Origin of the sequence: Agrobacterium sp. BT-220-3, from assembly GCF_025910175.1 — a bacterium.
GTDB lineage: Bacteria > Pseudomonadota > Alphaproteobacteria > Rhizobiales > Rhizobiaceae > Agrobacterium > Agrobacterium oryzihabitans.
Genome location: NZ_JAPAIX010000001.1, coordinates 444,442 through 463,306 on the forward strand (window position 1 = coordinate 444,442; position 18,865 = coordinate 463,306).

At 59.9% G+C, this 18,865-nt stretch carries 17 protein-coding genes; 14 read left to right on the top strand and 3 right to left on the bottom strand.

Features of this window, described 5'->3' with window-relative positions; all coding sequences use genetic code 11:
• The first annotated feature begins 240 nt into the window (after positions 1-240).
• The 5 genes from OK142_RS02385 (at position 241) to dprA (ending at position 4,974) form a co-directional block, all read left to right on the top strand.
• Entirely contained in the window at positions 241-672 is a 432-nt protein-coding gene (locus OK142_RS02385) for a DUF6841 family protein (protein WP_498681715.1), read from the top strand.
• A 241-nt stretch (positions 673-913) separates the two neighbouring features.
• Positions 914-1,855, top strand: coding sequence for an aspartate carbamoyltransferase catalytic subunit (locus OK142_RS02390; protein ID WP_498681716.1), 942 nt, complete (start codon positions 914-916; stop codon positions 1,853-1,855).
• Positions 1,852-3,144 (top strand): dihydroorotase, encoded by a 1,293-nt coding sequence (locus tag OK142_RS02395; RefSeq protein ID WP_498680877.1) that lies wholly within the window; start codon positions 1,852-1,854, stop codon positions 3,142-3,144. The genes OK142_RS02390 and OK142_RS02395 overlap by 4 nt, the downstream gene beginning before the upstream one ends.
• A gap of 47 nt (positions 3,145-3,191) precedes the next feature.
• Positions 3,192-3,809 carry a glycerol-3-phosphate 1-O-acyltransferase PlsY gene (gene plsY, locus OK142_RS02400; protein ID WP_003496394.1) on the top strand — a complete coding sequence of 206 codons (618 nt, stop codon included), beginning with the start codon at positions 3,192-3,194 and terminating at the stop codon, positions 3,807-3,809.
• Positions 3,810-3,831: 22 nt separating this feature from the next.
• Complete coding sequence (dprA, locus tag OK142_RS02405; protein WP_498680878.1) at positions 3,832-4,974, top strand: DNA-processing protein DprA; 1,143 nt, start codon at positions 3,832-3,834, stop codon at positions 4,972-4,974.
• On the opposite strand, the gene OK142_RS02410 is transcribed toward dprA, so the two are convergent.
• On the bottom strand, positions 4,927-5,160 hold the full coding sequence (locus OK142_RS02410; RefSeq protein WP_080600295.1) for a hypothetical protein: 234 nt from the start codon (positions 5,158-5,160) through the stop codon (positions 4,927-4,929). The two genes, dprA and OK142_RS02410, sit on opposite strands and share 48 nt — an antisense overlap.
• Positions 5,161-5,418: 258 nt before the next feature.
• On the opposite strand from OK142_RS02410, the gene topA reads away from it, so the two are divergent.
• The 6 genes from topA to rpmG all read left to right on the top strand — a co-directional run bounded on the left by topA (position 5,419) and on the right by rpmG (position 13,085).
• The gene (gene topA / locus OK142_RS02415; RefSeq protein WP_498680879.1) at positions 5,419-8,103 is read left to right on the top strand and encodes a type I DNA topoisomerase; all 2,685 of its coding nucleotides are present in this window, start codon (positions 5,419-5,421) and stop codon (positions 8,101-8,103) included.
• Positions 8,100-10,454 carry a ribonuclease R gene (gene rnr / locus OK142_RS02420; RefSeq protein ID WP_498680881.1) on the top strand — a complete coding sequence of 785 codons (2,355 nt, stop codon included), beginning with the start codon at positions 8,100-8,102 and terminating at the stop codon, positions 10,452-10,454. Before topA ends, rnr begins: the two co-directional genes overlap by 4 nt.
• A 60-nt stretch (positions 10,455-10,514) precedes the next feature.
• On the top strand, positions 10,515-10,958 hold the full coding sequence (locus tag OK142_RS02425) for a DUF983 domain-containing protein (protein WP_035242571.1): 444 nt from the start codon (positions 10,515-10,517) through the stop codon (positions 10,956-10,958).
• Between the two features lie 62 nt (positions 10,959-11,020).
• Positions 11,021-11,647 (top strand): NUDIX hydrolase, encoded by a 627-nt coding sequence (locus OK142_RS02430; protein ID WP_082184155.1) that lies wholly within the window; start codon positions 11,021-11,023, stop codon positions 11,645-11,647.
• Positions 11,648-11,664: 17 nt separating this feature from the next.
• On the top strand, positions 11,665-12,828 hold the full coding sequence (locus OK142_RS02435) for an MFS transporter (protein WP_003496401.1): 1,164 nt from the start codon (positions 11,665-11,667) through the stop codon (positions 12,826-12,828).
• An 89-nt stretch (positions 12,829-12,917) separates the two neighbouring features.
• Positions 12,918-13,085 carry a 50S ribosomal protein L33 gene (rpmG, locus tag OK142_RS02440; RefSeq protein WP_003496403.1) on the top strand — a complete coding sequence of 56 codons (168 nt, stop codon included), beginning with the start codon at positions 12,918-12,920 and terminating at the stop codon, positions 13,083-13,085.
• Positions 13,086-13,901: 816 nt separating this feature from the next.
• On the opposite strand, the gene OK142_RS02445 is transcribed toward rpmG, so the two are convergent.
• Both OK142_RS02445 and OK142_RS02450 read right to left on the bottom strand, forming a co-directional pair.
• Positions 13,902-15,272 carry a PleD family two-component system response regulator gene (locus OK142_RS02445; protein WP_498680883.1) on the bottom strand — a complete coding sequence of 457 codons (1,371 nt, stop codon included), beginning with the start codon at positions 15,270-15,272 and terminating at the stop codon, positions 13,902-13,904.
• Positions 15,273-15,290: 18 nt separating this feature from the next.
• Complete coding sequence (locus tag OK142_RS02450) at positions 15,291-15,662, bottom strand: response regulator (RefSeq protein WP_003496409.1); 372 nt, start codon at positions 15,660-15,662, stop codon at positions 15,291-15,293.
• 131 nt (positions 15,663-15,793) lie between these two features.
• On the opposite strand from OK142_RS02450, the gene OK142_RS02455 reads away from it, so the two are divergent.
• The 3 genes from OK142_RS02455 (at position 15,794) to OK142_RS02465 (ending at position 18,860) form a co-directional block, all read left to right on the top strand.
• A complete protein-coding gene (locus OK142_RS02455; protein WP_498680886.1) occupies positions 15,794-16,102 on the top strand; it encodes a DUF3572 domain-containing protein in 309 nt (102 codons plus the stop codon).
• Positions 16,103-16,172: 70 nt separating this feature from the next.
• The gene (locus tag OK142_RS02460) at positions 16,173-17,456 is read left to right on the top strand and encodes a DNA polymerase IV (RefSeq protein ID WP_498680888.1); all 1,284 of its coding nucleotides are present in this window, start codon (positions 16,173-16,175) and stop codon (positions 17,454-17,456) included.
• A gap of 153 nt (positions 17,457-17,609) precedes the next feature.
• The gene (locus tag OK142_RS02465; RefSeq protein ID WP_498680890.1) at positions 17,610-18,860 is read left to right on the top strand and encodes a L,D-transpeptidase family protein; all 1,251 of its coding nucleotides are present in this window, start codon (positions 17,610-17,612) and stop codon (positions 18,858-18,860) included.
• Positions 18,861-18,865 lie beyond the last annotated feature (5 nt).

Genomic DNA, 18,865 nt, shown 5'->3' on the forward strand with positions numbered 1-18,865 from the left:
ATCAGCGCCCAAAAAAGGATGTCCGGCGCCTTGATGTAAGACAAGCGACGACCCCCTCAGCCACTTCAATATCGGGCTCTGCACATGGCGATTCCACTCCGCCTGGAGCGATTGCGTGATCTGGCTGAAACCCAATCATCGCATATGTCGAATATTATGCATAAGCCATTACCCGACGTGGAACTTTCGGCAGGCTTTTTCGGTTCGCAACTTATTGGAAGGCTGCGCAGGGAGGAAACCATGGAGGCCGGTGTAAGAAAGCTCTTCGAGCGATACGAGCGGTTTTTCAACAGGTCGCTCAACGGCCACATGGATATGGAAGAGGTCGCATCCCTCTATGCGTCAGACTTCATCGCCGCTTCCCCTTCAGGAGTGATGACCGGAAAGAATGACGCGCAACTGAGGCAGGTCATGACAAAGGGTTATGAGCGCTATCGGGCGATAGGAACGAAGGAGATGCGGATACGCAATATCCACCTCTCTCCCATCGATGAACATCATTGCGTCGCCCATGTTGCCTGGACGGCGACCTTTGCCCCCAAAAGCCAGTCGGATGTCGCAATCGATTTCGATGTTCACTACTTTGTCCAGAATCTGGACGGGAATCCTAAAGTTTTCGGCTGGGCTTCGGGCGACGAGCAGGCGCTTTTGAGAAAGCATGGCATCATCTGACATTCGCTCAAACGCGGTCAGATAGTCCACTTTTTCTCGCGCGCTGGGGAAACATCGCCATGTTTTCATTTCAGGGGTTCACGGGTGCTTGCCCCTGCGGCAAGCAATCTCTATAGAGCGCAGGACCGAATTCCGCGGCACTCCACCGGCGTGTTCACAGCGAATGGAGCGCACGGATCAGCATTCGGGCGTTCCGGGCATTTTCACGGGAAAATGCGACGCCCGTCAGGAGGCAAACCGCATGGTCTTCTTCCCCCATCGCCATCTCCTCGGCATCAAGGGGCTTTCCCATCAGGATATAACCCTGCTTCTCGACAAGGCCGACGAGGCGGTGAAAATCAGCCGCCAGCGCGAGAAAAAGACCTCGACGCTCCGGGGCCTCACGCAGATCAACCTGTTCTTTGAAGCCTCGACGCGCACGCAATCCTCCTTCGAGCTTGCCGGAAAACGTCTCGGCGCCGATGTCATGAACATGTCGGTGGGCAACTCCTCGGTGAAGAAGGGCGAAACGCTGATCGATACGGCGATGACCCTGAACGCCATGCGCCCGGATGTGCTGGTCGTGCGCCATTCTTCCGCCGGTGCGGCAGCCCTTCTCGCGCAGAAGGTCACCTGCTCCGTCGTCAATGCCGGAGACGGCCAGCATGAGCACCCTACGCAGGCGCTGCTCGACGCACTGACCATCCGCCGCGCCAAGGGCGAACTGTCCGGCATCACGGTGGCGATCTGCGGCGACGTGCTGCATTCACGCGTTGCCCGCTCCAACATCATCCTGCTCAACCAGATGGGCGCGCGCGTGCGCGTCGTCGCCCCCGCCACGCTTCTTCCCTCCGGTATCCGCGACATGAGCGTCGAGGTCTTCCACGACATGAAGGAAGGGCTGAAGAACGCCGATGTGGTGATGATGCTGCGCCTGCAGCGCGAGCGCATGTCCGGCTCCTTCGTGCCTTCGGTGCGTGAATATTTCCATTATTACGGTCTCGATGCCGAAAAGCTGAAGGCGGCGAAGGAAGATGCGCTGGTCATGCATCCCGGCCCGATGAACCGTGGCGTCGAAATCGCTTCCGAAGTGGCCGATGGTCCGCAGAGCGTCATCGAAAGCCAGGTGGAAATGGGGGTTGCCGTGCGTATGGCCGTCATGGAAACCCTGCTTGTCTCGCAAAATCAGGGTGAGCGCGTATGAGTGCCGTAACCGTTCTCAAGAACCTCCGCATCGTCGATCCCTCCCGCAATCTGGACGAGGCCGGCAGCGTCATCATCGGTGCTGACGGCACGATCCTCGCGTCCGGCAGGGATGCTCACAATCAGGGTGCTCCCGAAGGTGCGACGGTTCGCGACTGCAAGGGGCTGGTGGCCGTTCCCGGTCTGGTGGACGCCCGGGTCTTCGTTGGCGAACCGGGCGGCGAGCACCGCGAAACGATCGAATCCGCCTCGCGCGCGGCAGCGGCCGGCGGCGTTACCAGCATCATCGTCATGCCGGACACTGATCCTGTCATCGACGATATCGCGCTGGTCGAATATGTGAAAAAGACGGCGCGCGACAAGGCGATTGTCAATGTTCATCCCTCGGCGGCGCTGACCAAAGGCCTCAGGGGCGAGGAAATGACCGAGATCGGCATGCTGAAGGAAGCCGGTGCGGTGGCCTTCACCAATGGCCGCAAGGCGCTTTCCGACACGCTGGTCCTGCGCCGCGCCATGACCTATGCGCGCGAACTGGGTGCGGTGATCGCGCTCGAGACCCGCGACAAATATATCGGTGGCGGCGACATGAATGAGGGGCTTTTCGCAAGCTGGCTCGGTCTGTCAGGCATTCCGAAGGAAGCCGAGATCATCCCTCTCGAGCGCGACCTGCGCATTGCCGGTCTGACGCAGGCGATCTATCACGCCGCCAAGATTTCCGTGCCGGAATCGGCCGAAGCGATCCGTGTCGCCCGGCAGCGGGGCGTCAAGGCGACCTGTGGCATCTCAATCAACCATCTGACGCTCAATGAGAATGATATTGGCGAATACCGTACCTTCTTCAAGCTCTCGCCGCCGCTGCGCGCCGAAGACGATCGCAAGGCCATGGTGGAAGCGCTGAAAGACGGCACGATCGACATCATCGTCTCTTCGCACGATCCGCAGGATGTGGACACCAAACGCCTGCCCTTTTCGGACGCGGCAAGCGGTGCTGTGGGGCTGGAAACCATGCTGGTTGCGGCGCTGCGGCTCCACCACAGCGGCGAGGTTCCGCTGATGCGGCTGATCGATGCGCTTTCCACCCGTCCGGCGAAAATCTTCGGTCTGGATGCGGGAACGCTTAAAGTCGGTGCGAAAGCCGATATCACCCTGATCGACCTCGATGAACCATGGCTCGTCACGCGGGAACAGCTGGTGTCGAAATCCAAGAACACGCCGTTCGAGGACGCCCGTTTCAGCGGTCGCGCTGTGGCCACTTATGTGGCTGGCAAAGCCGTTCATTCCTTGGCATAAGAACACGACAGAGATCACGCAGCCGGCGCGACAGAGGGGACGTTTGAATGAGTGCTTTGACTGACTGGCAGACGGCGCCTGCCCTTCTCGCGCTTGCGGCGCTGATCGGCTATCTGTTCGGTTCGATACCCTTCGGCCTCCTTCTCACCCGCATGGCCGGGCTGGGGGATGTGCGCAAAATTGGTTCCGGCAATATCGGCGCAACCAACGTTCTGCGCACCGGCAACAAGAAGCTCGCCGCAGCGACTTTGCTGCTCGATGCGCTGAAGGGCACCGCGGCCGTCCTGGTTGCCAATGCGCTCTGGGGCTACGAAGCGTCGCTGGTCGCCGGTTTCTTCGCCTTTCTCGGGCACCTGTTTCCAGTGTGGCTCGGTTTCAAGGGCGGCAAGGGTGTGGCCGTCTATATCGGCGTACTTTTAGGCGCAGCACCGCTAATGATGCTGGCCTTTGCGCTGATCTGGCTCGCGACCGCTTTCATCACCCGTTATTCCTCGCTGTCAGCGCTGCTTGCCATGCTGGTCATTCCCGTGGCGCTCTGGATACTCGGACCTGAAAAGACGGCGCTGCTGGTAACGGTGCTGAGCGCCATTTCCTGGTGGAAACATCGCGAGAACATATCGCGGCTTCTGGCCGGTACGGAAAGCCGGATCGGGCAAAAAGGCTAAGGCCAGTCTTTAAGGATATGTCATGCCGCATGAGGAAACGACACGGCAGGGCATAGAGCTTTCCGCCCGGCAGCGGGTCGCCTGGCTGCGGCTGATCCGCAGCGACAATATCGGTCCCGTCACCTTCCGCGAACTCATCAATCATTTCGGCAGTGCCGAAAAGGCGCTCGATGCCCTGCCCGAGCTTTCAAGGCGCGGCGGTTCATTGCGCAGCCCGCGCATCGCCACGCTGGCGGAAGCGGAAGGCGAAATCGAAACGGCTGAAAGATTCGGCGCGCGTTTCGTCGGCATTGGTGAGCCTGACTATCCACCCGCCTTGCGGCATCTGGACGGCGCGCCGCCGCTGATCGCCATGAAGGGGTCGGCATCCACCGCAACAAGACCCTGTGTCGGCATTGTCGGATCACGCAATGCCTCCATCAACGGCGCGAAATTCGCCGCGATGCTGTCGCGCGACTGCGGCAGGGCCGGTTATACAATCGCTTCGGGACTGGCGCGTGGCATAGACGCGGCCGCACATCGGGCAAGCCTTGCAACCGGAACAGTCGCCATGCTGGCGGGCGGCCTCGACCGTCCCTACCCGCAGGAAAATTTCGGGCTGCTGCAGGACATATACGATCAGGGCGGGGCGACCATCAGCGAAATGCCCTTTGGCTGGGAACCGCGCGCACGGGATTTTCCCCGCCGCAACCGGCTGATATCAGGCGTCTCCCTCGGTGTCGTCATCGTGGAAGCGGCGGAGCGTTCGGGTTCGCTGATCACGGCGCGGCTTGCCGGCGAAGCGGGGCGGCTCGTTTTCGCCGTGCCGGGCTCGCCACTCGATGCACGCTGCGAAGGCACCAACCGGCTGATCAAGGAAGGCGCGATGCTGACGACGGGGGCTTCAGATATTCTCGATGCGCTGCGGCCGCTGATGGAGCCGCAATTGCCGTATGAGCGAAAGGTCGAGGAACCGAGATCCGACATCGAGATGTCACCACCAGGGGACGACGAGCGCAGCATCATCGCAGCCGCTCTCGGTCCCTCGCCCGTGGAAACGGACGATATCATCCGTCACACGGGTTTTTCCGCCGCCACCGTTCATCTGGTGCTGCTGGAACTTGATATAGCCGGGCGACTAAACCGGCATGCCGGGGGTCGGATTTCGCTCTTCGTCGCGGATTGAGAGCTTGCGTCGTCCGCTCTGGATGTCACCGACTTCGACATAGGCCATCTCGATCAGGTAGCAGAGCATATCTGCTCCCTCGCGGCTGGCGACCTGGCGCAGTTCCGCCAGCATCTGGCGAATGTAAGCCAAGTTCTCTCTGGTCCCTTCATTATCGGCATTATTGTTTGTCGCGTTCGGGACCATATATCTATCCTGGAAATTCAATCTGAAACAAACGGCATTAAGTAGATTCAAATCATGTTGGTCACTATAACCAATTTACCAAAGATTGCAATACAACGATAGATTATCCATAGGTTGCACCCGCCTTGGAGCGATAAAATCGGCCTTGCCTCTTGACCCGCGCGCATTACCTGTCCATGTCGAATTATAAAGAGGCCTTGTTGCAGCATTCGGTTGCAACCCGGCTATGTTAACGGACCAGTTCCCAGAGAAAAAAATATGAATGTCGTCGTCGTAGAATCTCCGGCCAAAGCCAAGACGATCAACAAGTATCTTGGTCCCGGCTACAAGGTTCTTGCATCTTTTGGCCACGTCCGGGACCTTCCTGCCAAGGACGGATCGGTGCTGCCCGACCAGGACTTCGAAATGTCCTGGGAGGTCGATAGCGCGTCCGCCAAGCGCATGAAGGACATTGCCGACGCGGTGAAATCCTCCGACGGCCTGTTTCTCGCAACCGACCCGGATCGCGAGGGCGAAGCGATTTCCTGGCATGTGCTCGATCTTTTGAAGAAGAAGCGCGTTCTCGGCGACAAGCCGGTGAAGCGCGTGGTCTTCAACGCCATCACCAAAAAGGCGGTGCTGGATGCGATGGCGAACCCACGCGACATCGACATTCCACTGGTCGACGCCTATCTTGCCCGCCGCGCGCTCGATTATCTCGTCGGCTTCAACCTGTCGCCGGTGTTGTGGCGCAAGCTGCCCGGCGCCCGCTCGGCCGGCCGCGTGCAGTCCGTTGCATTGCGTCTCGTCTGCGATCGTGAATCCGAGATCGAACGTTTCGTCTCCGAGGAATACTGGAACATCAGCGCGCTTTTGAAGACACCGCGCGGTGACGAGTTCGAAGCCAAGCTGGTTTCCGCCGATGGCAAGCGCCTGCAAAGCCGCTCGATCAAGACCGGTGAGGACGCCAACCGCCTGAAGGCGCTGCTCGAAGGTGCGACCTATGTAGTCGACACCGTCGAGGCAAAGCCCGTCAAGCGCAATCCCGGCCCTCCCTTCACGACCTCGACGTTGCAGCAGGCGGCGTCTTCACGCATGGGCTTTTCCGCCTCGCGCACCATGCAGGTGGCGCAGAAGCTTTATGAAGGTATCGATATCGGCGGCGAGACCGTCGGTCTGATCACCTATATGCGTACCGACGGCGTGCAGATGGCGCCGGAAGCGATCGACGCCGCACGCCGCGCCATCGGCGAGCAGTTCGGCGACCGCTATGTGCCGGAAAAGGCGCGCTTCTATTCAACGAAGGCAAAGAACGCCCAGGAAGCGCACGAGGCGATCCGCCCGACCGATTTCAACCGCACGCCGGATCAGGTGAAGCGTTACCTTGATGCCGACCAGCTGCGTCTTTACGACCTGATCTGGAAGCGCGGCATTGCAAGCCAGATGGCATCTGCCGAAATCGAACGTACCACGGTGGAAATTCTTGCCGACAAGAACGGCGAAAAGGCCGGTCTTCGTGCCGTCGGTTCGGTGATCCGCTTCGACGGCTTTATCGCCGCGTATACCGACCAGAAGGAAGACGGCGAACAGAGCGACGACGGTGACGACGAAGGCCGTCTGCCGCCGATCAATGCGCGCGAGAACCTCGCCAAGCAGAAGATCAACGCCAGCCAGCACTTTACCGAGCCGCCGCCGCGTTATTCGGAAGCATCGCTCATCAAGAAGATGGAAGAACTCGGCATCGGCCGTCCTTCCACCTATGCGGCGACGCTGAAGACGCTGAGCGACCGCGAATATATCATTGTCGACAAGCGCAAGCTCATCCCGCATTCGCGCGGACGACTGGTGACGGCTTTCCTCGAAAGCTTCTTCTCCAAATATGTCGAATACGACTTCACCGCCGCTCTCGAAGAAAAGCTCGACCGTATTTCCGCTGGTGAGTTGGACTGGAAGCAGGTGCTGCGCGATTTCTGGAAGGATTTCTTCGCGCAGATCGAAGACACCAAGGAATTGCGCGTCACCAACGTGCTGGATGCGCTGAACGAGGTTCTGGCCCCGCTCGTATTCCCCAAGCGCGAGGACGGTTCCGATCCGCGCATCTGTCAGGTTTGCGGCACCGGCAATCTTTCGCTGAAGCTCGGCAAATATGGCGCTTTCGTCGGTTGCTCGAACTATCCTGAATGCAACTATACGCGCCAGCTCACCTCCGATGGTTCGGAAGCCGAAGCTGCGGCCTCGAACGAGCCGAAGGCGCTCGGCGCCGATCCGATGACCGGTGAAGAGTTGACGCTGCGCTCGGGCCGTTTCGGACCCTATATCCAGCGCGGCGACGGCAAGGAAGCCAAGCGCTCTTCGCTGCCCAAGGGCTGGAAGCCTGAGGACATCGACCACGAAAAGGCCTTGGCGCTCATCAATCTGCCGCGCGATATTGGCAAACATCCGGAAACGGCTAAGATGATTTCCGCCGGCCTCGGCCGCTACGGACCTTTCCTGTTGCATGACGGTTCCTATGCGAGCCTTGAAAGCATCGAGGACGTGTTCTCGATCGGTCTCAACCGCGCCGTGACCGTGATTGCCGAAAAGCAGAGCAAGGGACCGGGACGCGGCCGCAGCGGCACACCTGCCGCCTTGAAGGAACTGGGCGACCACCCTGATGGCGGTCCGATTACCGTCCGCGACGGGCGTTATGGTGCTTACGTCAACTGGGGCAAGGTCAACGCCACCATTCCAAAGGGGCAGGACCCGGCGTCGGTGACGCTGGACGAGTCCCTGGTGCTGATCGCCGAGCGCATCGCCAAGACCGGAACCGGCGGCAAGCCCGCCAAGGCCAAGAAACCTGCCGCCAAGAAGGCCGATGGCGATGCCGCCGCAAAGCCGAAGGCGACGAAAGCCAAGGCCGCGACCAAGAGCAAGACGGCTGCCAAGCCGAAGGCCGCAGCCAAATCCAAGAAGGCAGCAGAGTGAGCAAGGCGCCGCGTCAGAAACAGGGTTCCGCCAGCGACGGCTTCGGACGCACCGGGCGCGGCAAGCGGGTGAACGAAGGTGAAGGCATCATCCATGGCGAGGTGCCTTCCCGCGAAGTGCTGCTGAAATTTATCGCAGACCATCCGCAGCAGGCCTCCAAACGCGAAATCGCCAAGGCTTTCGGGCTGAAGGGGGACGACCGCGTTGTTCTCAAGGCGCTGCTGAAGGAGCTTGAAAACGACGGCATGGTGCAGAAGAGCCGCAAGACGCTGACGCGGCCGGGTGGCCTGCCGCCCGTTACGGTTCTCGACATCACCACCCGCGACAAGGATGGCGAATTGATTGGCAGGCCGGCGGAATGGCCGGAAGATATGGGCGCGGCACCTGCCGTGCTCATCCGCCAGTCCTCGCAGGATCGCGGCAAGAAAGCCCCGGCGGCCGGTCTCGGCGACCGCATTCTGGCAAAGATCTTCCCCTCCAAGGACAGCGTCGGCCCGGCCTATACCGCCCGTGTCGTGAAGCTCATCGACCCTCGCCAGAACGCGCTGCTCGGCGTGTTCAAGCAGACGGAAGGCGGCGGCGGACGCCTGATGCCGATCGACCGGCGCGGCGAGGAAATGGTCATCGACCCCGATGGTGTCGGCGACGCCAAGGACGGCGATCTGATCGAGGTGGAAACCTCACGCAATAGCGGCCGTTACGGCCTGACGCGCGCGAAGGTTCTGTCTGTCGTCGGCTCAGTCGCCTCGGAAAAGGCGATCTCGATGATCGCGATCCATGCCCACGGCATTCCGCACATCTTCCCTTCGAATGCTCTGGCCGAAGCGGACGCTGCCAAACCCGCAACCATGTCGCACCGCGAGGACTGGCGCGACCTGCCGCTCATCACCATCGATCCGGCCGACGCCAAGGACCATGACGACGCGGTCTATGCCGAACCGGATACATCGCCCGACAACCCTGATGGCGTCATCGTCACCGTCGCAATCGCCGATGTCTCCTGGTATGTGCGATCAGGCGCGCCGCTCGACCGCGAGGCGCTGAAGCGCGGCAACTCCGTCTATTTCCCGGATCGCGTCGTGCCGATGCTGCCGGAGCGCATTTCCAATGATCTCTGCTCGCTGAAGGAAGGCGTCGACCGCCCTGCCCTTGCCGTACGCATGACCTTCTCGAAGGAAGGCCGCAAGGCGGGCCATACCTTCCATCGCATCATGATGAAGAGTGCTGCCAAGCTTTCCTACCAGCAGGCCCAGGCAGCAATCGACGGCCGCCCGGACGACAAGACCGGCACACTGCTGGAGCCGATCCTGAAGCCGCTTTGGCACGCCTACGCCGTGATGAAGCGCGGCCGCGACCGCCGCCAGCCGCTGGAACTCGACATGCCGGAGCGCAAGATTCAGCTCAGGCCCGACGGCACGGTGGACAAGGTCGTCATTCCCGAACGCCTCGACGCGCACAAGCTGATCGAGGAAATGATGATCCAGGCGAATGTCGCCGCCGCCGAGACGCTTGAAAAGAAAAAGCAGCCGCTGGTCTACCGCGTGCATGACGCGCCGACGCTCTCCAAGCAGGAGGTGCTGCGCGAATTCCTCGGCACCATCGGCATATCCATGGCCAAGGGTGTGGCCATGCGCGCCAATTCCTTCAACGGCATTCTGGCACGCGCACTCGACACGCCGCACCAGATCATGGTCAACGAAATGGTGCTGCGCAGCCAGAGCCAGGCGATCTACAGCCCGGAAAATATCGGCCATTTCGGCCTCAACCTGATGAAATACGCGCATTTCACCTCGCCGATCCGCCGTTATGCCGATCTGATCGTGCACCGTGCGCTGGTGGGGTCGCTGGGGCTCGGCGAAGGCGGCATCACCCCGCAGGAAGAGGCGACGCTTGATGATATCGCCGCCGAAATCTCCACCTTCGAGCGGCGCGCCATGGCGGCCGAGCGCGACACCGTCAACCGGCTGATCGCGCATCATCTTTCCGAACGGGTGGGTGAAGAGTTCGAGGGCCGCGTCGGCGGTGTCACCAAGGCGGGACTATTTGTCGCGCTGCCGCAGTTTGGCGCGGACGGGTTTGTTCCTATATCTACACTCGGAACCGACTATTTCCTTTACGACGAGGCGCATCAGGCTCTGACGGGGGAAAAGACGGGTCTCGGTTATCAACTCGGCGACACGGTTCAGGTGCGGCTCGCGGAAGCGGTGCCACTGGCGGGTGCGCTGCGTTTTGATATGCTGAGCCCTGGGCGCAAGATGCCGGTCGGCACCCGGTCGTTCCACAAGGCGGGCCGGCGGACATCGCGTCCTGCCGCAAAGCCCGGAACACGGCCGCCCAGAAGGCGACGTTAGGCCGGCGACGCTAACAAGACCGCGGCAGGCGGTAGAAGGAAACGGGAGAAGGACTTAAGGATGAGTGCACATCAGAGCTCGGAAACGGTCACCTTCGGCGACAACAGTGCGGAGCGGCCGCTTGGACGCTCCATCATGCGGGGTATGGCGAACCGCTGCCCGGCCTGCGGCAGCGGCCGCCTGTTTCGCGCTTTCCTGAAGCCGGTGGATAATTGTGCGGCCTGTGGTGAGGAAATGCATCACCACCGTTCCGATGATTTGCCGCCCTACATCTCCATCGTCATCATCGGCCATATCGCCGTCGGCGGTTTCATGATGACGGACATGGTGTTTTCCGTTCCCATGTGGGTGCATTTCGCCATCTGGGTGCCGATCACCATTCTCGCTGCCCTTTTGACGCTGCAGCCGATCAAGGGTGGCGTCATCGGCCTGCAATGGGCGCTTAAGATGCACGGCTTTGACGGAAAGCAGCCAAAGGCGCAGATAGACGGCTCCTCCCACTGACCGCGGGCGGGAACTTTCACGTGCCCCAGCGTCCCACGAATACCGGAGCGGCGAGCACACAGATGCGTCCGCGCGATGCCGCCTCCATTATCCTGTTCGACCGTTCCGGCCCAGCTCTCCGGGTGCTGATGGGCCAGCGCAGCAGCGCCCATGTCTTCATGCCGGGCGCTTACGTCTTTCCCGGCGGCAAACGCGATCCGCGCGACCACGCCCTGCCCTTCTCAAGCGATCTGCACCCCGCTGTCATCAACAGCCTGACAGTCTCTGCGGCGCGCCGCCTGAGCATTGCCGGGGCAAGAGCACTGGCGCTTGCCGCCGCCCGCGAACTTGTCGAGGAAACCGGCGTGGATATCGGGCTCGATAAGGGCGGTCCGGATCTTTCCTGTTTCCGATATGTGGCGCGCGCCATCACCCCGCCCGGCAATATCAGGCGTTACGACACCCGATTTTTTTGCTGTTATGCCGACGAATTGCGGCTGGATACCCGGCTAACCCGAGATTCCGACGAGTTGCACAATGTGCAATGGCTTGACATGAATGACCTTTCCGGTCTGAACATGCCGAAAATCACGCGCACGGTTCTCGAAGATGTCACAAAACTCATGATAGGTGATCCCTCACTGCCCTTTGACAGCCCCGCGCGGCTCTATTTCACGCGCCACGGCCGATTCATTCAAGAGTTTGTATAAAGGCCGTTATGTCACAAATGAAATGCGAAGCGGATGCCATTCACTGGCCCTCACTGATCGCCGCGATTTCCGCCATCAGTGCGGTCGGTGTCGCCATCGGTCTTGGCCTGCCGCTCCTGTCGATCATCCTTGAGAAGCGTGGCATCTCCTCCACCATGATCGGCGTGAACTCGGCGATGGCCGGCGTCGCCGCGATGATGGCAGCGCCGGTGACCACCAAGATCGCCCATGATTTCGGCGTGGCGCGAACGATGCTGTTTGCGGTCGTCGTTTCGGCCCTGAGTGCGCTCTGTTTCTATTTCGCCGACGCCTTCTGGATGTGGTTTCCGCTGCGAATCGTCTTCCATGGCGCAACCACCACGCTGTTCATCCTTTCCGAATACTGGATCAACATGACAGCGCCGCCGAAAAAACGCGGCATGGTTCTCGGCATCTACGCCACCGGACTTGCGGTCGGCTTTGCTGTCGGCCCGCTATTGTTTTCCGTGGTCGGCAGCGAGGGCATCCTGCCCTTCCTGGTCGGCGCGGCGATCATCCTGCTGGCGGCGATCCCGATCTATCTGGCGCGCGGCGAGAGCCCGGAGCTGGACGAGCGGCCCAACCACCATTTCATCCGTTATGTCTGGCTGGTGCCGATGGCGTCCGCTGCGGCTTTTGTCTTCGGCTCGGTGCAGGCGGGCGGCCTGTCGCTCTTTCCGATCTATGCGACGCGTGAAGGCTTCAACGAATCACAGGCCGCACTTCTGCTGACCGTGATGGGCATCGGCAACATGGTCTTCCAGATACCGATCGGCCTGCTTTCGGACCGGATGAAGGACCGGCGCACGATGCTCGCGCTGATGGCCTTTGCGGGCGTTTGCGGCACGTTGGCGCTTCCCCTGCTGGTGGACAGCTGGATCCTCGTGGCGGCCCTGCTGCTGTTCTGGGGCGGCCTCGTATCCGGCATGTATACCGTCGGCCTCACGCACCTCGGATCGCGCCTGAAAGGTGCAGATCTCGTGGCCGCCAATGCCGCCTTCATCTTCTGTTACGCCATGGGCACGATAGCAGGACCACAGGCCGTGGGCATTTCCATGGATGTCGCCGGCACCGATGGCTTCGCCTGGGCGCTCGCCGTGTTTTTCGGGCTTTACGTGGTGCTTTATGCCTTCCGTTTTGTTTTCCGGGCAAAACAGACTTGACTTTTCAGGCGCGATACGTAGTTTCGCGCCAGATTTAGCCGAGGTGAGAAGCGCCTGTGGCTTCTCTTTTGTTTAAAGGCAGGACGACCATGGCGAAAGCTACAACAATCAAGATCAAGCTGCTGTCGACAGCCGACACCGGTACCTTCTACGTCACCACCAAGAACAGCCGTACGTTCACGGACAAGATGACGAAGACGAAGTACGACCCGGTTGTACGCAAGCACGTTGAATTCAAGGAAACCAAGATCAAGTAATTCTTGATCGGGTTCTCCGGTAAAAGCGCGCCCAACGGGCGCGTTTTTTGTTTGTGCGCTAGGGCAAATCCAGCCGAACTCTTATTCGTACGGGCATCGCAGGGCAGGATTTGCTGAAGGCCCCTTCCCCGCCATTCCAAGCCAAGCCGGTGACGAGACCACAAGGTGACGCGCGATGGGTGCCGGAAGCCCTCTGTGTCGCGAAAGCTTCCGTCGCACGAATGCAGCGTAAGAGAACACTCCTCTAAAGGCGCGTTACAAGCAGACGGATTTTGAGGGATAAGGCGGTCGGCCAACGATGTGATTACGGCACGAGGAACCGATTCGGACATCGTCAGCCGACCGACCCCACGATTCAGGAGATGCGGCGGACCTGAGCATCATGGGGCATTCGAACTACGCAATACCAGCCCCTGACGAGCGAAATCGCGGCGGTGTCAACCGCCATCATTCCATCATCACAAGACGGAAAACCCGCCGGAAGAACTGTTACTCTCAATAGGGAGTGTGCGCAGAAGTAAAATAAAAATCAACAAATTCTTAAGCCAGAGATACATCACCTCGAAAACATGGTTAAATATACCAAGCTGGCACACTATAGTTCCCTGAGAGATTGAATTCAACGTATTTTTCAACTTGAACTCTATTAACCCTGCTTACTTTCACGCCTTCATTGCAAGAAGATAAAATACAGGCCGCGTCAGGGGCTTGGGACCTATCGAGGCCCTCCTAAAATTCGTTATGCGGCTATTGCCAGTACGCAGCACAAGAAAAAAAGGCGCATGAATTCTCCACGTAAAGTGGAGTCTGGGGCCGTCAGGCCGCAGCTGCCACAACCCGGTTGCGTCCGGCGCCCTTTGCTTCGTAGAGCGCCCTGTCGGCCTGTTTCAAGAGTTCGTCAGGCGTGCCGAAGGCACCTTTACTGGTGGCGATGCCCAGTGAAGCGGTAATGCTCAGTTCGCGATCGATGGAACGCACGTAAAAAGGCTTGTCCTCGACGATTGCCCGAAGGCGCTCGGCAACGCTTGCCGCCAGCTCCATCGGCGTATCCGGCATGACGACCACGAATTCTTCCCCGCCATAACGGCAGGCGAGATCGGCGCCGCGCACCGTGCTGCGGATACGCGCTGAAAACTCCCGCAGGACTTCGTCACCAACATCATGGCCATAGGTATCGTTGACCAGCTTGAAACGGTCTATGTCGGTCATGCAGATGGAGATCGGGCGGCCACGAACGGCGGCGCGGTCGAAAAGTATCTTGAGATGACTGTCGAGATAACGGCGATTATTGAGACCTGTCAGCCCATCGACGATGGCAAGTTCCATCGTATGCTGGAGATTGAGCCGCAGATGCTCGTTATAGCGCTTGCGCCTGATCTGCGTGAGCGACCGGGCGACAAGTTCGTTGGGATCGATCGGGCGGAGAATGTAATCGTTCACACCGAGATCGAGTGCGCGCGAAACCATATCGTCCGCCCCCTGCTCCGCCACCAGAAGCAGCGGCAGAAAACGGGTGCGCTCCAGAGACCGAAGCTGCGAGCACAATCGCAGCGGATCGTAATCTTCGAAATTGGAATTGACGATGACGAGCTCGAAGGGGTTGCTCGCTGCCTTCAGCAGTGCCGCCTGCGGCTCAGTGACGGCATCGACCTCGGCAACCGGCTTCAGCGCCCTGACAATGCGCTCCTGCGAGCTGGCACGGCCATCTGCGACGAGCACACGGCCTGGCGTCTGCATGAGACCATCGCTGCGCAGCATCTCCTCGATGCCGATCTGCCTTGCCGTTTCGGCGCGCATCCGCAATTCGTCACTGACGGCCTTGAGGCGCACCAGGCTTTTGACACGGGCAATCAGCTGGAGGTCGTTGACCGGTTTGGTCAGAAAATCGTCGGCGCCCGCTTTCAGGCCGCGCACGCGGTCTGACGGCTGATCGAGCGCGGTGACCATGACGACCGGGATATGCGCCGTTTTGGGGTTGGCCTTCAGGCGTTCGCACACCTCGAAACCGTCCATGCCCGGCATCATGATGTCGAGCAGGATGATATCGACCTGTTCATCGTCGCAGATCGCCAGCGCCTTGAAGCCATCCTCGGCGGTGACGACGTCGAAATATTCCGCCAGAAGCCGCGCCTCGAGAAGCTTGACGTTTGCGGGTATGTCGTCAACAACCAGAACTCTCGCCGTCATAACAGTTCCCCAGTCGCCTTATGCATCGCCAAGATATGTCTTGATGATTTCGATGAATTTCGGAACGGAGATCGGCTTCGACACATAGGCCTCACATCCGCCCTGACGAATGCGTTCCTCATCGCCCTTCATGGCAAACGCAGTGACCGCGATGACCGGAATGACATGCAGCTCGTCATCCTCCTTCAGCCACTTGGTCACCTCCAGCCCGGAAACCTCCGGCAGCTGAATATCCATGAGAATGAGGTCCGGGCGGTGCTTGCGGGCAAGGTCCAGCGCTTCCATGCCGTTGCGTGTCTGGATCGTCGTATAGCCAGACGCCTCGATCAGGTCGCGAAAGAGCTTCATGTTCAGCTCGTTATCTTCGACTATCATGACCTGCTTGGGCATGGTGAGCAGTCCCCGTTTCGCTTTGAAACCTTCATCCAGACATATAGGGTGTCAGAGAACCGATTCCATCGTCCATTTGTTGCGCAAGGCTAGATGGATTTGGTTTCAAAATAGGTAACTTCGGTAGAGAAATGCTGCGAGATCCAAAAAACAAAGACGATGCCGGCAAAGATCCGCAAGAAACGGCGGCCGCCATACTTGGCTGGCTGGCAAACGAGCCGGACATGCTGGCGCGTTTTCTGGCGCTGAGCGGATTGCAGGCCAACATGCTGCGTCAGGCCGCCCACGATCCCGGCTTTCTGGCGGGCCTCACCGATTTCCTGATGAGCCACGAGCCCGACCTCATGGCCTTCTGTGCCGCGACGGATACCTCTCCCGAGACGGTGGCCGCCGCCTGGCACCATTTTTCCGGGCCTGGGCTGGATTCAGGCATGTATTGACAGGCCGACCACTTGAGCCAAGGTCACCACCGGAGTATGGTCGGCAACGTTCTTGTTTTGTTTTCGGTCCATGCCCACGTCGCACCACTATGATCCCGGTTTTTGCCGTGACTGTCTGGCGGGCCAGCCAGCGGGCCTGAGGCGTTGCCGCGCCTGCGGCAGCCCGCGTCTCGTCTACCATGACGAACTCTATGATCTCAGCATCGCCCATATCGATTGCGACGCCTTTTACGCCTCCGTCGAAAAACGGGACAATCCCGAACTTGCCGACAAGCCGGTCATCGTTGGCGGTGGCAAGCGCGGTGTGGTTTCCACCGCCTGCTACATTGCCCGCATTCAGGGCGTGCGTTCCGCCATGCCGATGTTCAAGGCGCTGGAAGCCTGCCCGGATGCGGTGGTCATCAAGCCGGACATGGAAAAATACAGCCGCGTCGGGCGCGAGATCAGGTCCATGATGCAGGAATTGACGCCGCTCGTGCAGCCGATTTCCATAGATGAGGCATTTCTTGACCTTTCCGGAACCGAAAGGCTGCACCATGATCCGCCGGCGCGCGTGCTGGCGAAATTCGCCAAGCGGGTGGAAAAAGAGGTCGGCGTAACGGTCTCGGCCGGCCTGTCCTATTGCAAGTTTCTGGCCAAGGTCGCTTCTGACCTCAAAAAGCCGCGTGGCTTTTCGGTAATCGGCGAAGCCGAGGCGCTTTCCTTCTTGGCGACGCGGCCTGTCACCACCATCTGGGGCGTGGGAAAGGCATTTGCGGCAACGCTGGAGGCGGACGGCATCCGCATGGTGGGCCAGCTGCAGGAGATGGAGGAAGGCGATCTGATGCGCCGCTACGGCGTGATGGGGCAGAGGCTCTTCCGGCTCTCACGCGGCATAGACGAGCGTCATGTGCACAACAATGACCCGGCCAAAAGCGTGTCGTCCGAGACCACTTTCTTCAACGATATTTCCCGGCACGATGACCTCGTCCCGATCCTGCGCTCCCTGTCCGAAAAAGTCGCCTGGCGGCTGAAGAAGAACGGCATTTCAGGCCAGACGGTGGTGCTGAAAATGAAGACGGCCGACTTCAAGAGCCGCACCCGCAACCGCAGGCTTGATGACCCTACCCAGCTTGCCGACCGGATATTCCGCACCGGTCTTTCGCTGCTGGAAAAAGAAACCGACGGCACCAAGTTCCGGCTGATCGGTATCGGCGTCAGCGATCTGCGCGATGGAGGGCTTGCCGATCCTCCCGATCTCGTCGACAGACAGGCTGAGCGCCGGGCAGCGGCGGAAGCGGCCATGGACAAGCTGCGCGACAAGTTCGGCAAGGGCAGCGTCGAGACCGGCTACACTTTCGGCACACGCAAGTGAGGACTGCGCATGCCGACGCCGCTCTCAGCGAATGACGCGCGTTTATTTAAGCTTTTACACAAATTAGTGATGCTGCAACTGGCGCATCCTTAAACTTCATTAAACTTCGCGTGGTTGAGTGAAGCAAGTTTTGTGCATGTGGTGTATTGCGTCATGTCCCTTCGCCTCTGTTTTCTGACCGGCATGTTGTCGGCCAGCATTCTTGCCTTTCCGGCGCTCGCCGCCGACAGCAAGTCCCTGCAGATCGTCGTTTCGAAAAACGATCAGTCGCTGGCGCTTTATGAAAACGGCGAGATCATCGCCACATCTAAAGTCTCCACCGGCAAGGCCGGACATGAGACGCCGAGCGGCATATTTTCCATTCTGGAAAAGCGTAAATACCACGAATCCAATATCTACTCGGCCGCCCCCATGCCCTTCATGCAGCGGCTGACATGGTCGGGCGTAGCACTCCACGAAGGCAAGGTGCCGAATTATCCGGCCTCGCATGGCTGCGTGCGCCTGCCCTCCAAATTCGCGAAGTCACTCTTCGGCGACACACAACGCGGCGTGCACGTCATCATCACCGACCGGCCGGTCTCGCTGCGCTTCGTGCAGCATCCGGCGCTGTTTGAGCCGCGAGAGGATGGCGGTGACGGCGAGCTGCTGCTCTCCGATGTCGAGTTGCGCCCGGCGACATTCGATGCCGCACTGGGTGCGGTCGAGGTCGCCGTCAATGAAAAGACGCATTCTCTCAAGCCGGCTCTCAAAACGACCGCAAAGGGTAAGGAATCTTCGCCCTTGCGAATCCTCATCACCCGGCGCGGTGAGCGGGAAAAGGTGATGGATATTCAGGCCTTGCTGACCCGACTTGGTTTCGATGCCGGTTCAGCGGATGGTTATGCCGGAGAGATGACGATCAGCGCCATTAACGGGTTCAAGCGCTGGAAAGGCCTGAAAACCACCGGACCGCTTCTGACGGATACTTTCGTAACGGCGCTTTATGCTTCCGCCGGTGAAGACCATCCACTGAGCGGCCAGATCATGGTGCGGCAGGATTTCAAGCCGCTGTTCGAAGCCGCCATCGACATCAAGGATCCTGAAGTGGCGCTTGGAACCCATTTCTTCGAGGCCGTTTCGGTGGACCGCGCGAAGGGCACCGCCGAATGGAACGGCTTGACGCTGGAAAACCACCTGCCGGCCGCTGCCCGCAAGCGGCTGGGCATTACCGTTACCGAGGCTCCCGGCGGCTTCGACCAGCTGAGCGCCGTGCTCGGCCGCCTTGACATACCGGCCGACATCCGTGCCCGCATCGAAAAGGAGCTTTCAACGGGCAGCTCGATCACCGTTTCCGACCTCAGTCACCAGATGGAGACAGGCGCTGGAACGGACTTCATCACCGTGACCAGGGAAGGGCCGGTCTGAGCAGG